This window comes from Streptomyces sp. NPDC059248 (genome assembly GCF_042753905.1).
Taxonomy (GTDB): domain Bacteria; phylum Actinomycetota; class Actinomycetes; order Streptomycetales; family Streptomycetaceae; genus Streptomyces.
The window spans coordinates 53,909-69,085 of record NZ_JBHYZV010000016.1; the positions used below are offsets into that span (position 1 = coordinate 53,909).

16 protein-coding genes and 1 CRISPR repeat array are annotated in these 15,177 nt (G+C 69.8%); of the genes, 11 read left to right on the forward strand and 5 right to left on the reverse strand.

What is annotated here, in order from left to right; genetic code table 11:
• Position 1 precedes the first annotated feature (1 nt).
• A complete protein-coding gene (locus ACFXG1_RS09445; RefSeq protein ID WP_384707377.1) occupies positions 2–1,918 on the forward strand; it encodes a cytochrome c biogenesis protein ResB in 1,917 nt (638 codons plus the stop codon).
• Positions 1,915–2,997, forward strand: coding sequence for a c-type cytochrome biogenesis protein CcsB (gene ccsB, locus ACFXG1_RS09450; protein WP_384707380.1), 1,083 nt, complete (start codon positions 1,915–1,917; stop codon positions 2,995–2,997). The genes ACFXG1_RS09445 and ccsB overlap by 4 nt, the downstream gene beginning before the upstream one ends.
• A gap of 66 nt (positions 2,998–3,063) precedes the next feature.
• Here ccsB and ACFXG1_RS09455 read toward each other — a convergent pair whose 3' ends face one another.
• Positions 3,064–4,443 carry a hypothetical protein gene (locus tag ACFXG1_RS09455; protein WP_384707383.1) on the reverse strand — a complete coding sequence of 460 codons (1,380 nt, stop codon included), beginning with the start codon at positions 4,441–4,443 and terminating at the stop codon, positions 3,064–3,066.
• A gap of 587 nt (positions 4,444–5,030) precedes the next feature.
• On the opposite strand from ACFXG1_RS09455, the gene ACFXG1_RS09460 reads away from it, so the two are divergent.
• The 4 genes from ACFXG1_RS09460 to ACFXG1_RS09475 all read left to right on the forward strand — a co-directional run bounded on the left by ACFXG1_RS09460 (position 5,031) and on the right by ACFXG1_RS09475 (position 7,348).
• Positions 5,031–5,225, forward strand: coding sequence for a hypothetical protein (locus ACFXG1_RS09460; RefSeq protein WP_384707386.1), 195 nt, complete (start codon positions 5,031–5,033; stop codon positions 5,223–5,225).
• On the forward strand, positions 5,222–5,863 hold the full coding sequence (locus ACFXG1_RS09465) for a hypothetical protein (protein ID WP_384707389.1): 642 nt from the start codon (positions 5,222–5,224) through the stop codon (positions 5,861–5,863). The genes ACFXG1_RS09460 and ACFXG1_RS09465 overlap by 4 nt, the downstream gene beginning before the upstream one ends.
• A complete protein-coding gene (locus ACFXG1_RS09470; RefSeq protein WP_384707392.1) occupies positions 5,860–6,465 on the forward strand; it encodes an NUDIX hydrolase in 606 nt (201 codons plus the stop codon). The genes ACFXG1_RS09465 and ACFXG1_RS09470 overlap by 4 nt, the downstream gene beginning before the upstream one ends.
• Before the next feature lie 61 nt (positions 6,466–6,526).
• Positions 6,527–7,348, forward strand: coding sequence for an aminoglycoside phosphotransferase (locus tag ACFXG1_RS09475; protein WP_384707395.1), 822 nt, complete (start codon positions 6,527–6,529; stop codon positions 7,346–7,348).
• Between the two features lie 55 nt (positions 7,349–7,403).
• Positions 7,404–8,163: direct repeats of the CRISPR family, unit length 28 nt; unit sequence GGACCACCCCCGCGGGCGCGGGGACGAC.
• Between the two features lie 316 nt (positions 8,164–8,479).
• Here ACFXG1_RS09475 and ACFXG1_RS09480 read toward each other — a convergent pair.
• Entirely contained in the window at positions 8,480–8,743 is a 264-nt protein-coding gene (locus ACFXG1_RS09480) for a hypothetical protein (protein ID WP_384707397.1), read from the reverse strand.
• A 303-nt stretch (positions 8,744–9,046) separates the two neighbouring features.
• Here ACFXG1_RS09480 and ACFXG1_RS09485 point away from each other — a divergent pair, with 303 nt between their 5' ends.
• The gene (locus ACFXG1_RS09485) at positions 9,047–9,820 is read left to right on the forward strand and encodes a glycosyltransferase family 2 protein (protein ID WP_384707400.1); all 774 of its coding nucleotides are present in this window, start codon (positions 9,047–9,049) and stop codon (positions 9,818–9,820) included.
• A 4-nt stretch (positions 9,821–9,824) separates the two neighbouring features.
• On the opposite strand, the gene ACFXG1_RS09490 is transcribed toward ACFXG1_RS09485, so the two are convergent.
• Complete coding sequence (locus ACFXG1_RS09490) at positions 9,825–9,992, reverse strand: hypothetical protein (protein ID WP_384741898.1); 168 nt, start codon at positions 9,990–9,992, stop codon at positions 9,825–9,827.
• Between the two features lie 149 nt (positions 9,993–10,141).
• On the opposite strand from ACFXG1_RS09490, the gene ACFXG1_RS09495 reads away from it, so the two are divergent.
• Positions 10,142–10,384 (forward strand): DUF397 domain-containing protein, encoded by a 243-nt coding sequence (locus ACFXG1_RS09495; RefSeq protein ID WP_384707406.1) that lies wholly within the window; start codon positions 10,142–10,144, stop codon positions 10,382–10,384.
• Positions 10,385–10,493: 109 nt separating this feature from the next.
• Positions 10,494–11,408: a DMT family transporter gene (locus ACFXG1_RS09500; RefSeq protein ID WP_384707409.1), complete on the forward strand. Its 915-nt coding sequence runs from the start codon at positions 10,494–10,496 to the stop codon at positions 11,406–11,408.
• Here ACFXG1_RS09500 and ACFXG1_RS09505 read toward each other — a convergent pair.
• On the reverse strand, positions 11,326–12,258 hold the full coding sequence (locus ACFXG1_RS09505; RefSeq protein WP_384707412.1) for a LysR family transcriptional regulator: 933 nt from the start codon (positions 12,256–12,258) through the stop codon (positions 11,326–11,328). The genes ACFXG1_RS09500 and ACFXG1_RS09505 overlap by 83 nt on opposite strands.
• Positions 12,259–12,267: 9 nt before the next feature.
• Complete coding sequence (locus tag ACFXG1_RS09510) at positions 12,268–12,663, reverse strand: PLD nuclease N-terminal domain-containing protein (RefSeq protein WP_384707415.1); 396 nt, start codon at positions 12,661–12,663, stop codon at positions 12,268–12,270.
• A gap of 90 nt (positions 12,664–12,753) precedes the next feature.
• On the opposite strand from ACFXG1_RS09510, the gene ACFXG1_RS09515 reads away from it, so the two are divergent.
• Both ACFXG1_RS09515 and mqnP read left to right on the forward strand, forming a co-directional pair.
• Entirely contained in the window at positions 12,754–14,199 is a 1,446-nt protein-coding gene (locus ACFXG1_RS09515; protein WP_384707418.1) for a menaquinone biosynthesis decarboxylase, read from the forward strand.
• Complete coding sequence (mqnP, locus tag ACFXG1_RS09520) at positions 14,196–15,161, forward strand: menaquinone biosynthesis prenyltransferase MqnP (protein ID WP_384707421.1); 966 nt, start codon at positions 14,196–14,198, stop codon at positions 15,159–15,161. Before ACFXG1_RS09515 ends, mqnP begins: the two co-directional genes overlap by 4 nt.
• The last annotated feature ends 16 nt before the right edge of the window (positions 15,162–15,177 follow it).

The following is a 15,177-nucleotide window of genomic DNA, read 5'->3' on the forward strand; positions in this document are numbered from 1 at the left end:
CATGAGCAACACCCACACCGACTCCGACACCGGCGTCCATGACCGGGACCGGGACCGGGAGCAGGCGGAGGCCCGCCGGGAGGCGGAGGCCGGGGCACAGCTCTCCACCGCCCCCCGGGAGGAGAGCCCGACCGCCGTCGGCGGCCCCACCCTCGGTGTCATCGGCTGGGCCCGCTGGTTCTGGCGCCAGCTCACCTCCATGCGGGTCGCCCTGATCCTGCTCTTCCTGCTCTCCCTCGCGTCGATCCCCGGGTCCCTGATCCCGCAGCGGATGGTCGACGACCTGAAGGTGAAGACGTGGAAGGAGGAGAACGAGTTCTGGGCGCCGGCCTTCGAGAAGCTCCAGCTCTTCGACGTCTACAGCTCGGTCTGGTTCTCCGCGATCTACATCCTGCTGTTCGTGTCCCTGATCGGCTGCATCCTGCCGCGCTCCTGGCAGTTCGTCGGCCAGCTCCGCTCCCGGCCGCCGGGTGCCCCCGGCCGGCTGAACCGGATGCCCGCGTACACGACCTGGCGTACGGACGCCGATCCCGAGCGGGTCCGTGAGGCCGCCGTCGCCCTCCTCAAGAAGCGCCGCTTCCGGGTCCATGTGGTCAAGAACGCCGTGGCCGCGGAGAAGGGCTACCTCCGCGAGGCCGGGAACCTGATCTTCCATGTCTCCTTGATCGTGATGCTGGTCGCCTTCGCCGCGGGCCAGCTCTTCAAGTCCGAGGGCGGCAAGCTGATCGTCGAGGGCGACGGCTTCGCGAACACGCTCACGCAGTACGACGACTTCCGCTCGGGCGGCCTGTACGACAACGAGAACCTCGACCCGTTCTGGTTCGACCTCAAGAGCTTCGACGCCACCTACGAGCGCAGCGGCCCGCAGAAGGGCACCGCCCGTACCTTCGAGGCGAAGGTCGTCTACGGCAAGTCCGGCGAGGAGGGCCGCGAGCATGTCATCGAGGTCAACAAGCCGCTGAACGTCGACGGTACGAAGGTCCATCTGCTGTCGCACGGTTACGCGCCCGTCGTCACGGTCCGCGACGGCCGCGGCAAGATCGTCTACGACAAGGTCGCCGTACCGATGCTGCCGGTCGACGGCAACATCACCTCCTCCGGCGCGGTCAAGGTCATGGACGGCTACCGCGACAAGAACGGCAAGAAGGAGCAGCTCGCCTTCAAGGCGTGGTTCGTGCCGACCTTCGGCAGCGACGGCAAGCACGGCGGCGGCGACACCCCGCTGGGCGGCCCGATGTTCTCCACGTACCCCGGCCTCGACTTCCCCGTCCTCGCGCTCAACGCCTACCGCGGCAGCCTCGGCGTCGACTCCGGTCTGCCGCAGAACGTGTACCAGCTCGACACCCGCAAGCTGACCCAGTTCAAGGACGACAAGGGCGAGATCTTCAAGGCCCTGCTGATGCCGGGCGAGACGATGACGCTGCCCGACGGCGCGGGCTCGATCACCTTCGAGGAGGAGATCAAGGAGTGGGCCAGCTTCCAGATCTCCGAGCAGCCCGGCAACGGCTGGGCGCTGGCGGGCGGTATCGCCGCGATCGTCGGCCTGGCCGCGTCGCTCTTCATCCAGCGCCGCCGGGTGTGGGTCCGCGCGGTCACTGGACCGGACGAGGTCACCGTGATCGAGATGGCGGGCCTGGGCCGCAGCGAGTCGGCGAAGCTCCCGGAGGAGCTGGGCGAACTGGCGGCGCTGCTGCACGACGAGGCGGGAACGGCGGACGAACGCGCCGACGACGCGGAGACCACGCCGGGGAACACCCCCGGGGACGAAACCGCGCCCGGCGGCGAGGAGAATGACCCGGAACCGCCCGCCGAAGACTCGGCACCGAAGCCGCAGTCGAAGCCGCGATCCACGTCGAAGTCCGACGATCCCGACGACCCCCAAGAACCCGCAGTAACTGCCGAAGGGGCTGAGAAGTGAATCTCGCCGCCGCGACGAACGAGACCCTCGCCGAGTACAGCAACAACCTCATCTACTCCGCGATGGCCGTCTACACCCTGGCCTTCCTGGCGCATATCGCCGAGTGGACCTTCGGCAGCCGCAGCAAAGTCGGCCGTACCGCGGCGGCACTGACCGCGACCTCCGGATCGGCGTCGGCGAAGGCCCCCGCCGTCACCGTCCGCGGCAAGGAGGGCGGCACCGCCGTCCTCGACAAGCCCAAGGTCGTCACGCGCTCCGCCACGGGCACCCGCGACGTCCCGGACGGCCCCGGCGCGGCCGGCGGCACCGAGAAGGGCGACCTGTACGGCCGTATCGCGGTCGCCCTCACGGTCGTCGCCTGGGCCCTCCAGGCGGCGGGCGTCGTCACCCGCGCGTTCTCGGTGGAGCGGGTGCCGTGGGGCAATATGTACGAGTTCTCGATCACGCTCGGCGCGGTCGTCGTGGGCGCCTACCTGGCCCTCCTGGCCGCGAAGAAGAACGTCCGCTGGCTCGGCCTCCTCCTGACCGGCACGATCCTGACGGACCTCGGCCTGGCCGTGAAGGTCTTCTACACCGAGAGCGACCAGCTGGTCCCGGCGCTGGACTCGTACTGGCTGATCATCCACGTCTCCACGGCCATCTTCTGCGGCGCGGTCTTCTACATCGGCGCCGCGGGCTCGATCGTCTACCTCTTCCGCGACTCCTACGAGTCCAAGCTGGCCCGCGGCGACAAGCCGAGCGCCTTCGCCTCCTCGGTCCTCGAACGCATGCCGTCGGCCGCGACGCTCGACAAGTTCGCCTACCGCGTCAACGCGGCGGTCTTCCCCCTCTGGACCTTCACGATCATCGCCGGCGCCATCTGGGCCGGCGACGCCTGGGGCCGCTACTGGGGCTGGGACCCCAAGGAGGTCTGGTCCTTCATCACCTGGGTCGCGTACGCCTGCTACCTCCACGCCCGAGCGACGGCCGGCTGGAAGGGCCGCAAGGCCGCGATCCTGGGCCTGATCGCGTTCGCGTGCTGGCTGTGGAACTACTACGGCGTCAACATGTTCGTCCAGGGCCTGCACTCGTACGCGTAGGAGACCTTCGGCTTCCCGAAAGCCCGCGCCGCGACATCCGCGACGCGGGCTTTTCGCGAGCTTCGACTACGTGGGAGCGCCTTCGTGATGCAGCCACATCCGCGCCCGTTCATCCAGCTCGACGGCGGGCCGGGCACCGCGGGCGTGGAACTGTGCAAGGTCCGTGCGCATGCTCCGTACAGCCTTGACGATTTGGGACGACCGGACCCCGGTCATGGCGTCGAGCGCTCCTTGCCAGGTGGAACACGCCTGCTCGATCCTGCCCTGGCTCAGTTGGGCGTGGCCTTCGAAAGTGGCTGACAGCGCCGCGACCCGCTGATGGTGTGCCGTGCTCCACCGGCGCCGGGCGGCGGCATAGTGAGCCTCGGCAGCCGAGTGATCGCCGATGCGGACGTTGATCGCGGCCCGGTGGTAATCCACAGTGGAGGCCGGGAAACCCCAGTTTCTCGCCCATCCGGTGATGTCCGCCACCTCGCCGGTGGCGGCGAGTTCACGGGCGCGGTCCGCTTCTCGTAACGCCTCGGCCCCTTGCTGGGAAGCGGCGAGCGCGCGGGCGCGGCAGCTGACGAAGAGGGCTTGGGTGGAAGGGTCCGTTCCACGGCTCAGCCGGAGTGCGGCGTCTGCCAGGCCGAGAACGTGTTCGGGGCGACGGTTGTCCATGCCGTGGTGCGCGAGGATCCGCAGGACGTATGCCTGATCGAGCGGGGTCGACCGGCGGGCCAGGCCGAATGCCTGTAGGTAGTAGCGCTGGGCGAGCCCGTGTTCACCCGCGTCGAAGGCTTTCCACCCCGCGAGATAGGCCAGGGCCCCGGCTGCGGAGTACATCTGTCGGTGCAATGCCTCGGACTGCCACCGTGCCCGACACAGACGGGCGACGTCATCCATGAGGTACTGCACGACGGTGTTGCGCCCGGACTGACCACCATGGCGCTCGTCGATCCTGGTGAACAGCGCCACCATGTCCCGTACAGTCGCGATTTCCGCGGCCCCGGCGATACCCCCGCCGAGGGCCCGCTCTGTCCGTGCCTTCATCTCCCCGGCCACGCCGAGGGGAAGGGCCGCGCCTGCCACGGAGTATGCGGATGTGGTGAGGAAGCTGCGTCGCTCGATGTCGGCCCTCCCGAGGTCCCCCAGCGTCTCCACCGGGTCACTGTCGACGGTAAGCCCGATATCGGCCGGGTCGGAAGAGGGGGCGCCGGACAGGCCGAGATCGTACGGGGTGAGGGCCCGTCCGAGTTTCCGGCTGAGGGCCTCGCACAGATACCGGGCGGTCGCGGGGGCGGGGGGCGTTCCGCCTACCCAGTAGGACACCGTCGACCTGCTGGTACGCAGGGTGTTGTCGCCCGCCGCGACGGCTACGCGTACGACGGCGCGGGCGACCGCGTCGTAGGTGAGTCCTGACTCCTCAATCGCCTGCGCCAAGCGCAGGTTGCGTGACCGACTCATGACCGTACGTTAAACCCGTTGGCGCCGTATGGGTTCGCCAATCAACACATTCAACACATCGCCCTGCCGCACTCGATGCCTGTGCGGCCTGTGGGCACGTTCACTGATTGTCGTTCCCCCGTTCCCAGTGCGGCTTCATTCACCGGCTGGGCCAAGGCCCGCGCATTCCGCTCGGGGACCGGGAGTCACCCGACACAAACGCCCCGCCAGGCCGTGTCACGACGACCCGCCGGGGCTGAGACCAACCAGCTTGCTAAGGAGCTGATCGGCCCTATGCGCGATGCTATCGCCCGCCTGTTCGCCCGCCTCGTGTCCGTCTTACGTACCCCTGAAGCCCACCAGCAGCCGGCTCCCTGCCCGCCGCCGGTCAGCCCGTGGGCCCGGCCGTGGACCAGCCCGACGAAGGACCAGGCGCAGGCCATTCTCTGGGCCCGCGACGAGGCTGAGCAGACGCTCCAACTGCCCCGTGTCATCGCCCGCCCCACCTTGCCTCGACGGCGGATCTACATTGCATACCGCGGCGTACCTCTCCCCGAGCCCGTCCCCGTGCTGACCACCCGGCCGTCACCGGGGTGGGGGTGGTTGCGGTGATGCTGGAGAGCCTGCTCGCCCCGCCCCCGCCGCCGCGTACCGAGGTGTGCTGCGTCTGCGGACGGCTGACGACGACACCCGTGGAGGTCGGATACGTGGAACGGGCCAGCGGGCCCGGCCGGGTGCAGTACGTGTGCCCGCAGGACGTGGTGAGCCGGGTACCCGGCCCCGTACCGGGGGAGCTCCGATGACCGAACTCCCCCGCTTCCACGGGCGCGTCGTCCCCTGGGTCACCCCCTGGTCCGGCGCGCCGAATCTGGCCGAGCCCCTGCGGCTCGCCCCGCACGGGCGAGGTATCGCCTACGCGGACGAGTCGGTGTACGACCGAACCGACGACGGCGTACTGCTCGCCCGGGGACGGGGCCGGCGCGCCACCGACGCGGCCGGACACCCGCTGTTCGAGCAGATGGACCCGCGCCGTCAGCGACGGGCGACCGACCGCCTGCTGTGCCAGGTCTGCGGGCACCGGCCGCCACCGCACCGCGAAGGGCTGCTGTGGGTGCTGGCCGACGACGCGGGACGCCTCCCGGAGGGCGAGTCGACCGTCACCCCGCCGGTCTGCCCGCCGTGCGCGGCGCTCGCCGTCGAGCAGTGCCCGACCCTCGCCCGGGGGCACATCGCCGTACGGGTCCGCTACCCCCGCCCCTGGGGGTATGCGGGCATCCTCCACCGCCCGGACCTCTCCCAGCCGCACGGCCTACGCTCTGGGGACGACCCGATCCGGCTCCCGTACGGAGACCCCCGCCTGCCGTGGCTCCTGGTCGACCACGCCGTCACCCGACTGACCGGCTGTACGCTCGCCGCTTTGAACGTGCGAGGTGCGCCGTGAACTCCGTAGCGCTCGCCGTGATCACCCACCAGGACCGGGTACTCCTCGTCCGCCGCAGAGAGCCCGAGGGCCGTCTCCTGTGGCAGTTCCCCGGCGGCAAAGCAGAGCCGGGCGAAACCCCGGACACGACAGCCGCCCGAGAGACCCGGGAGGAGACGGGCCTGACGGTCGTACCAAGTGCGGTCCTGGGCGAGCGGCACCACCCCGAGACCGGACGCCACCTCATCTACCTCGCCTGCGCCGTAGTACGCGGCACAGACACGACCGCCAGAGTCACGGCGCCCCGGGAAATCGACGCCGCCGTCTGGGCGTCGTACGACGACCTCGACCGCCACATACCGCATGGCGTATTCGCGCCGGTCCGGCGCTATCTCCAGTGCAGTGCAAAGCCACCTATCAAGAAGGAATCCGCCATGATCGACATCCCGCCTCCGAGGACACAGACCCTCGCCCCTACTGCCACGACGGCTAGCTCGTCTACGTCGCATACGCATACCGCCCGCCGAGCCGTCCAGCCGGGGATGGCCGACTGCAAGCACCAGTGGGTGGGCTGGAGTGGCAAGATGCGCTGCCGCCTGTGCGGAGCCACACAACAGCAGTAGAACAGACCACAACTGGGGGCGACCCGTTTGCGGGTCGTCCCCGCCCACGTCAAGGAGCGCGATGATCGACCGAATCGGATGGGATGGATTATCGCCGGGCCTGCGGGCGCGGATCGAGGAGTATGTAGGGGCCGTATACGACGCGGTGACCGTGGCCGACGGGCTCAACTGCCGACTCGCGGCGACAGTGACCACCGAACGACATGGCGAGCTCTTTCTCAAAGGCGTGCCCGACGAAGCAACGGACGAGGCTGCCGCGCTTCACCGTGAGGCCCTGCTGAACCCCGCCGTCACAGGCATCGGGCCCAGGCTGCGACATGACATTCGCACGGACGGATGGCGCGTCCTCGTCTTCGAATGGATCGACGGGCGCCACGCCGAACTCGGGCCCAACAGCGGGGATCTGGACGCCGTCCGGAACGTACTGGACCAGATGCGGGGACTTCGGCCACCGACCGGAGTCGCCGTCCCGCCGCTCACCGAGAGATTCGCCGGTTTCCTCGGACCGGGAGACGCGGAACTCCTCGCCGGAGAAGCCCTGCTGCACACCGATACCAATCCGCACAACATCCTCGTCACGGACCCGGGCCAGTCTGAGACGACACGGCGCGCGTACGTCGTGGACTGGGCCATGCCCGCGACCGGACCCGACTGGATCGACGCCGCGTACACCGCCGTACGGCTCATGGAATGCGACCAGCCGCCCCACACCGCCCTCGGCTGGCTCGCGACCGTCCCGGCCTGGCAGGCCGCCGACCCCGCCGCCGTCCGGGCCTTCGTGAACACCGTCTGCCGACACTGGACCGCCGTTGCCGGAGAACAGGGGTCCGGGTGGAGCAACGAGTGCTATCGGCAGCTTCTGCCCGAGTTCACCCTTTCTTGAACAGGTCCCACCACGCACGATGGCCCCGGCGGGACTTCTACCGGGAGCATCGCTGGGACCTCGCCCGCGGGCGCGGGGACGCCGCCGCCTCGGTGACGAACGCCTCGAACTGGTCGGGACCACCCCCGCGGTCGCGGGGACGACTTGGCGAGGGCGTAAGCGTGGAGGTCGGGGTCGGGACCACCCCCGCGGGCGCGGGGACGACTCCCGCGCCGACCTCCAGGTCGGCGATCTGCTGGGACCACCCCCGCGGGTGCGGGGACGACTCGCGGAGCGCGGCGCCGGCGGACTCCCAGGGGGGACCACCCCCGCGGGCGCGGGGACGACGGCGGTGCCCTGTGGGTACGGCTGCTGAGCATCGGACCACCCCCGCGGGCGCGGGGACGACCCGGGGCTGGGCCGCGTTGGAGAGCCCGGCCTAGGACCACCCCCGCGGGCGCGGGGACGACCGGTGGCGTCGGACAGGGAGGTGTCAGTCACGAGGACCACCCCCGCGGGCGCGGGGACGACTGGGTAGCTACAGCGTCCAGCAGTGGCGGAAGAGGACCACCCCCGCGGGCGCGGGGACGACTGCGGCCCGGGTGCGGGGGGCGCCTCGACGAACGGACCACCCCCGCGGGCGCGGGGACGACGGGACAGGGTGGGCCACGGCGGCTCCCAGTGGTGGACCACCCCCGCGGGCGCGGGGACGACGCATGCGTAGCGGTGGCTGACCCGGACCTGTTCGGACCACCCCCGCGGGCGCGGGGACGACAACGACGACGACGGCGACGCCCAGGGCGTCGGCGGACCACCCCCGCGGGCGCGGGGACGACGCTTGTTGACCTGCGGGTCTTTCAGCGATCAGCGTGTGTTTCATTTAGTTGGCACGAGAGGCCAAGCGCGCACTTTGCGTGCGACGGCGCCGAGCCGGGCACGGGCTTCCACGATCGAGTAGGTCGTCTCCGCCATGCGCATCACCGTACAGAAGTGCCCACTTTCGCATGGCGCTTTCGTACGCCCCGCCGATAGTTCGTGCGACGGGTCGGTCAGCAGAGTCGAGTCGATGCCAGGCTCACCCAATGGCAAGGTCTCCCTTCTCGTAGTCGACCCGAAGGCGGGGGCAATTCACGGTCGGCGGAGGGGCTGCGGTCAGTCACCGCCGCAGCTCGAGTAGTCGCCTGTCCTGTCGTCCGGGAGGCCACTCGGTTTGCCATCGCTCTGTCGGCCGGTCCCGTACCAGATCAACCCGGCTACCACGGCGAACCCCGTGAGCCCGATACTCCACAACGCGGACGTCGAGGGCGCATGCCCCTGCGCCCACTCGAGAATCCCGCCGCCGATAAGGGCTGCGAGGAAGCCGCTCTCGGGCGCGAAGAGCATGACGACGAGCAGGCGTTCCTTGACCGATGACACCTCTACGACCCCCTCGGTTGCTTCGGCGCCGGATCAGTCTGGCACCCGTGCCGGCGCCAAGTCACGTGCCGAGCCGGGCACGGGCTTCCACGATCGAGTATCCCGTCCCCGTCATTCACCATCGAACTGGTCGGCGGCAAGCCGCCGGGTGCGGTGCCAGTCCAAGGCGTGGCCGAGACGCGGTCGGTGACCCATCGCTGCGGGCCACAGAGCCGTGGCCGTCTACAACGATCCGCATGGCAGCTCGTACCCGATTGTGGTGCTTGGATGGACCGTTGTCCTGTTCTGGCGAGGAGATGCGCTGTGCCCCTGGTGTCTGTCGTGATGCCCGTGTACAACTCGGCGACCACCCTTGGGGCCGCCGTCCGGTCGGTGCTTACCCAGACCCACAGTGATCTGGAGCTGCTGGTCACCGACGACCAGTCCTCCGACGGCTCCATGGACCTGCTCCGGGAGTTCGCCGGGCAGGACGAGCGCGTCCTGCCGGAGTCGGCGCCTGAACGGGGCGGTGCGGGCCGGGCCCGCAACCTGGCGATCGAGCGGGCCCGCGGGGACTACATCGCCTTTCTCGACTCCGACGACATGTGGCTTCCGGAGAAGACCGCGAAACAGCTCGCCTTCGCCGCGGAAGGTGATGCGCCCCTGACGTTCACCTCGTATTTCAAGATGGACGCCGACTACGACGGCGAGAGCACCGGCTGGGTCCCGAACGGGCGAGTGGTCCGTGCGCGGGAGCATGTGGACTATCGCGCGATGCTGGTCCGGGACCACATCGGTGCTCTCACCGCCATGTACGACCGCACTGTTCTGGGCACGAGGCTGATGCCGGAGATGCTCAAGCGCCAGGATTACGCCCTCTGGCTGTCGATCATGCGGGACGGCGCCGAAGCCCGGGGACTGGCCGAGCCGCTTGCGGTGTACCGGGCCCACCAGACGGGATCACTGTCCTCCAACAAGCTCTCGCTCGTTCAATACAACTGGGCCCTATACCGCGAGCACGAACATCTGTCGCTCCCGGGGGCGACGCGGGCACTGGCCGGCGCCGCGTGGCAATCGCTGCGCAACTCGCGCATCTAGCTCTTCACCCCGGGCGGCTGGGACGGAGCGCCATGGCGTACAGCACTCCTCCCAGGACGAAGAAGCCGTCCACGAACCGCATCGTCCCGCTGAGGCCGTGCTCCAGGAGGCCCGTCGCGCGTGACAGGTCGTCGGCGATCGCGATTCCGTCCCGGCCGAGGGGCACATCCACCCCGGCGCGCAGCCGTCTCCCCCATACGGCGGAGACCTCCGGACTCCGTGGCTTGATCCGGCCGTTCTGAACCGGCGTGGTGTCGGGGCGCGGGGTCCGGCCCTACTCTGGACCACCGCGTGACCTTCCGGCGGATGTGAGGAGCACCGATGCGCGCCACAGATCTGACCTGGTTCAAGAGCAGCTACAGCAAAAGCGGCGGTCACGGTGACTGTGTCGAAGTCGCCCTGACCTGGCAGAAGTCCAGCTACAGCAGCAGCGGCTCCGGTGAGAACTGCGTCGAGGTCGCCGCCTGCCCGGCCACCGTGCACATCCGCGATTCCAAGGTCGCGGACGGGCCCCTGCTCGACCTCGGCCCGGGCGCCTGGGCCGACTTCATCGGGTGGGCCTGAGCTGCCGCCACGGGCCTGAACTGTTGTCATCGGCGGGGCCGATGGGCCCATCGGCAGGACGCCGCGGCAGGCGCTCGATCCCCGGGCCGGACGGTTCTAACGTCGCCGTATGACCAGTGAACAGACCGGCGCGGTCCAGCTGACCGCGGCCATGGTGATCTCCGGGACCATCGGGGTCTTCGTCGTCGAGTCGACGGCGTCACCCTCCACCGTCGTCCTCTTCCGGTGCCTCTTCGGGGCGCTCGCCCTCGGCGGATACGCCCTCGTCCGCGGGTACTTCCGCGATCACGGGTTCACCCGGCGCACCCTCGGGCTCGCCGCGCTCGGTGGGGTGCTGATCGTGCTGAACTGGGTGTTCCTGTTCTCCGCCTATGAGAACAGCTCGATATCCCTGGCCACCGTCGTCTACCACACCCAGCCGTTCTTCCTGGTACTGCTGGGGGCCGTGGTGCTGCGGGAGCGGCTGACCCGGGGGCAGCTCGGGTGGTTGGGTGCCGCCTTCGCCGGGCTCGTGCTGGTGTCCGGGGTCGGTCCCGGCGACACCGCGTCGCTCGCCGGGATCGGGTTCGCCCTGCTCGCCGCTCTCCTCTACGCCGCGTCGACCCTGATCACCAAGCAGGTCAGCGGGGTCAGACCGCATCTCGTCGCACTCGTCCAGGTGCTGGTCGGGCTGCCGTTGCTGCTGCCGATCGCCGAACTCGCCGAGGTGAACGGGCTCGGGGCGGGCTGGGCGTGGCTGGTGGGGCTCGGGTTGCTGCACACCGGGGTGATGTACGTCCTGATGTACGCGGCCTATCAGCGGCTGTCCACCGCGAAGATCGCCGTACTCGCCTTCGTCTACCCGGCCGTGGCCCTGGTCGTCGACTGGGCTGTGTACGGGCACCACATCGGGCTGCTCCAGGCCCTCGGGCTGCCGCTGATCGTCGCCGCGAGCCTCCGCGTCACCCGACGCCCTCCAGCGGCCCCGGCCCCGGCCGCGACTCCGACTCCTGCTCCCGTACCAGCCGCAGCGTCTCGTCGATGAAGAGCCGGACATGGCGCGGCAGCCGCATCCCCTCCCGCCACGCGACCTGCGTGTACAGCCGGAACGGCGGCTCCCAGGGCAGGGCCACCAGCGACCCGGCGGCCAGTTCGGCGCGGACCGCCACCCGGGGGAGCAGGGCCACCGCGAGACCGGCGGCCACCCCCTGCTTGGTCGCCTCCAGGGTGCCGTACTCGCGGAACGGCGGGGTCGTCCCGGACTCGCGGCGCAGCTCCGCCTCGAAGAGGTCGCGGTACGGGCAGCCGGGCTCGGTGCCCAGGAGCTGTTCGCCCACCAGGCCGGCCGTGGTCAGCGTCGCGGCCCCGGCCAGATGGTGGCGGGGCGCGGCCACCAGGACCAGCGCCTCCTCGGTGAGGATCTCCGTACGGAGCCCCGGATGCGTGGTCGCGGGGTCCATGAGGAAGCCGATGTCGTATCCGCCGTTGAGCACCGCCCGGCGGGTCTCGTCGCCGAGGGCGGGGCGCAGGGAGAGGCGTACCGCCGGATAGCGGTGGTGGAAGAGTTCGAGCAGCGGCGGCAGCCGATAGGACGTCAGCGACTCCATCGTGCCGACCGTCAGCACGCCCTCGGGCTCCCCGGTCTCCGCGACGGCCGCCCGCGCCTCGTCGTGGAGGTCGATGATCCGGCGGGCGTACGGCAGCAGCCGCTCACCGGCCCCGGTGAGCCGGATCCGCCCGCCGAGCCGGTCGAAGAGCTGGACGCCGAGATCGGCTTCGAGGGCCCGGATCTGTGCGGTCACACTGGACTGGGCGTACCGCAGCTCGGTCGCCGCGGCGGTGAAGCCGAGGAGTTCCGCGACCTTCGCGAAGGTCACCAGGAGACGTAGCTCCACGGGCCGCTCCTACTTCTCCTTGTCGTCCTTGCCGTCGTTCTTCTTGTCGTCCTTCTTGTCGTCTTCCGTGGGCTCGGCCGGGTTCTCCCGCTCCCGCTTCGACTCGTCGCCCAGCGACTTCAGGAAGTCCGGATTGTCGTCCGGCGCGACCCAGCCACCACCGCGACGGCCCCCGCCGGAGAAGGCGCCGCCTCCGCCTCCGCCGCCGTACGCCGGGGTCCGGCGCGGGCGGCCCGCGACGAACCAGGCGATCGGGCCGAGCAGTACCTCGCCGAAGAGCAGCACGATGAAGACCCATGCCAGCTTGGGGAGGTGCCGTACTTCCTTCTCCGGGGTGTTCAGCACATCGATGAAGGCATAGATCCACAGCGCCAGGACCAGAAGGAACGGCAGATACCGGAGCATGGTGGTTACGGTCCCCCAAGGAGAGGCTGCGGGGCGCGGGCGGGCACCCGGTGACGTGGCCAGGGTAGCCGGTACCGGATACTGGGGCCCATGGCATACGAGGATCTTCGTACCCTGCTCAGGGCCCTGGAGCGCGAGGGAGACCTCACGCGTATCAAGGTCGAGGTCGACCCGCATCTGGAGGTCGGTGAGATCGTCGACCGGGTCAACAAGGCCGGCGGTCCCGCGCTCCTCTTCGAGAACGTCCGCGGCTCGTCGATGCCGCTGGCGATGAATGTCTTCGGTACCGACCGGCGGCTGCTGAAGGCGCTCGGGCTGAAGTCGTACACCGAGATCAGCGACAAGATCGGCGGGCTGCTGAAGCCGGAGCTCCCGCACGGCTTCGTCGGGGTGCGCGAGGCGTTCGGCAAGCTCGGCTCGATGGTCCACGTACCGCCGAAGAAGGTGAAGGACGCCCCCGTGCAGGAGGTCGTCCTCCAGGGTGACGACGTCGATCTCGATCAGCTGCCGGCGCTCTTCACCTGGCCCGAGGACGGCGGCTCGTTCTTCAATCTGGGCCTGACGCATACGAAGCATCCGGAGACGGGGGTACGGAACCTCGGGCTCTACCGGCTCCAGCGGCACGACCGCCGGACCATCGGTATGCACTGGCAGATCCACAAGGACTCCGCGAACCACTACCAGGTCGCGGCCCGGCGGGGCGAGCGGCTGCCCGTCGCCATCGCCTTCGGCTGCCCGCCGGCGGTGACGTACGCCTCCACCGCGCCGCTGCCCGGCGACATCGACGAGTACCTGTTCGCCGGGTTCGTCCAGGGCAAGCGGATCGAGATGGTCGACTGCAAGACCGTGCCGTTGCAGGTGCCCGCCCAGGCGGAGGTCGTCATCGAGGGGTGGCTGGAGCCGGGGAAGATGCTCCCCGAGGGCCCCTTCGGCGACCACACCGGTTTCTATACGCCGCAGGAGGACTTCCCGGCGCTGACCATCGACTGCGTCACCATGCGGAAGCGTCCGCTGCTCCAGTCGATCGTGGTCGGCCGGCCGCCGACGGAGGACGGGCCGCTGGGCCGGGCCACCGAGCGGTTCTTCCTGCCGCTGCTGAAGATCATCGTGCCGGACATCGTGGACTACCACCTGCCGGAGGCGGGCGGCTTCCACAACTGCGCGATCGTCTCCATCGACAAGCGGTACCCCAAGCACGCGCAGAAGGTGATGTCCGCGATCTGGGGCGCCCACATGATGTCCCTGACGAAGCTGATCATCGTGGTGGACAAGGACTGCGACGTCCACGATCTGCACGAGGTCGCCTGGCGGGCGTTCGGGAACACCGACTACGCCCGGGACCTGACCGTGGTCGAGGGTCCGGTGGACCATCTGGACCACGCCTCCTACCAGCAGTTCTGGGGCGGCAAGGCGGGGATCGACGCCACCACGAAGTGGCCCGAGGAGGGGTACACCCGCGGCTGGCCCAACATGGTCGAGTCCGACCCCGACACCGCGGCGCTGGTGGACCGGCGCTGGAAGGAGTACGGCCTGTGACGGCGGCGGACTCCGCCGCCGGGGCCGGGGCGGCCGCGGGGGCCGCCGGAGCCGGGGTTCCCGGGGCCGCCGGTCCCGTCGCGCCCGCCGGGAACAAGGTCAAGGCGTTTCTGCGGCTGGTGATGATCGAGCACTCGGTCTTCGCCCTGCCGTTCGCCTATATCGCCGCCCTGACCGCGATGTACCAGGTGGACAAGAGCGTCCACTGGACCGAGCTGCTGATCGTCACGGTCGCCATGGTCGGCCTGCGGACCTTCGCCATGGCCTGCAACCGGATCATCGACCGCGAGATCGACGCCCGCAACCCGCGCACCGCGGGCCGCGAACTGGTCACGGGGGCGGTGAGCGTACGGTCCGCGTGGACCGGCGCGCTGATCGCGCTGGCCGTCTTCCTGGGCGCCGCCGCGGCGCTGAACCCGCTCTGTCTCGCGCTGGCCCCGGTCGCCGTCGTCCCGATGGTGGTCTATCCGTACGGGAAGAGGTTCACGAACTTCCCGCACGCCATCCTCGGTCTGGCCCAGGCCATGGGACCGATCGGCGCCTGGCTCGCGGTGACCGGCGCCTGGTCGTGGGACGCCGTGATCCTCGGCCTCGCGGTCGGCGTCTGGATCGGCGGCTTCGACCTGATCTTCGCCACCCAGGACGTCACCGCCGACCGGGCGGACGGTGTGAAGTCCGTCCCGGCCCGCTTCGGCGTCCCGGCCGCCCTCCACGGCGCCCGGGTCTGCCACGCGATCACCACGGCGCTGCTGGTCTGGTACGGGCTGGCGACGGACGCGGGCGCGTTCTTCTGGGTGGGTCTGGCGATCGTGGTGGGCGCGTTCGGCTACGAGCACACCATCGTCCGGCCGCACGACCTCTCCCGGCTGAACCGGGCGTTCTTCACGGTCAATGGGTTTATCGGAATTACCCTCTTCGTGTGTGCTCTGCTCGATCTGGTGGTGCGCGGTCTGACCGTGTAGCTAGCCTCCGGCCTAC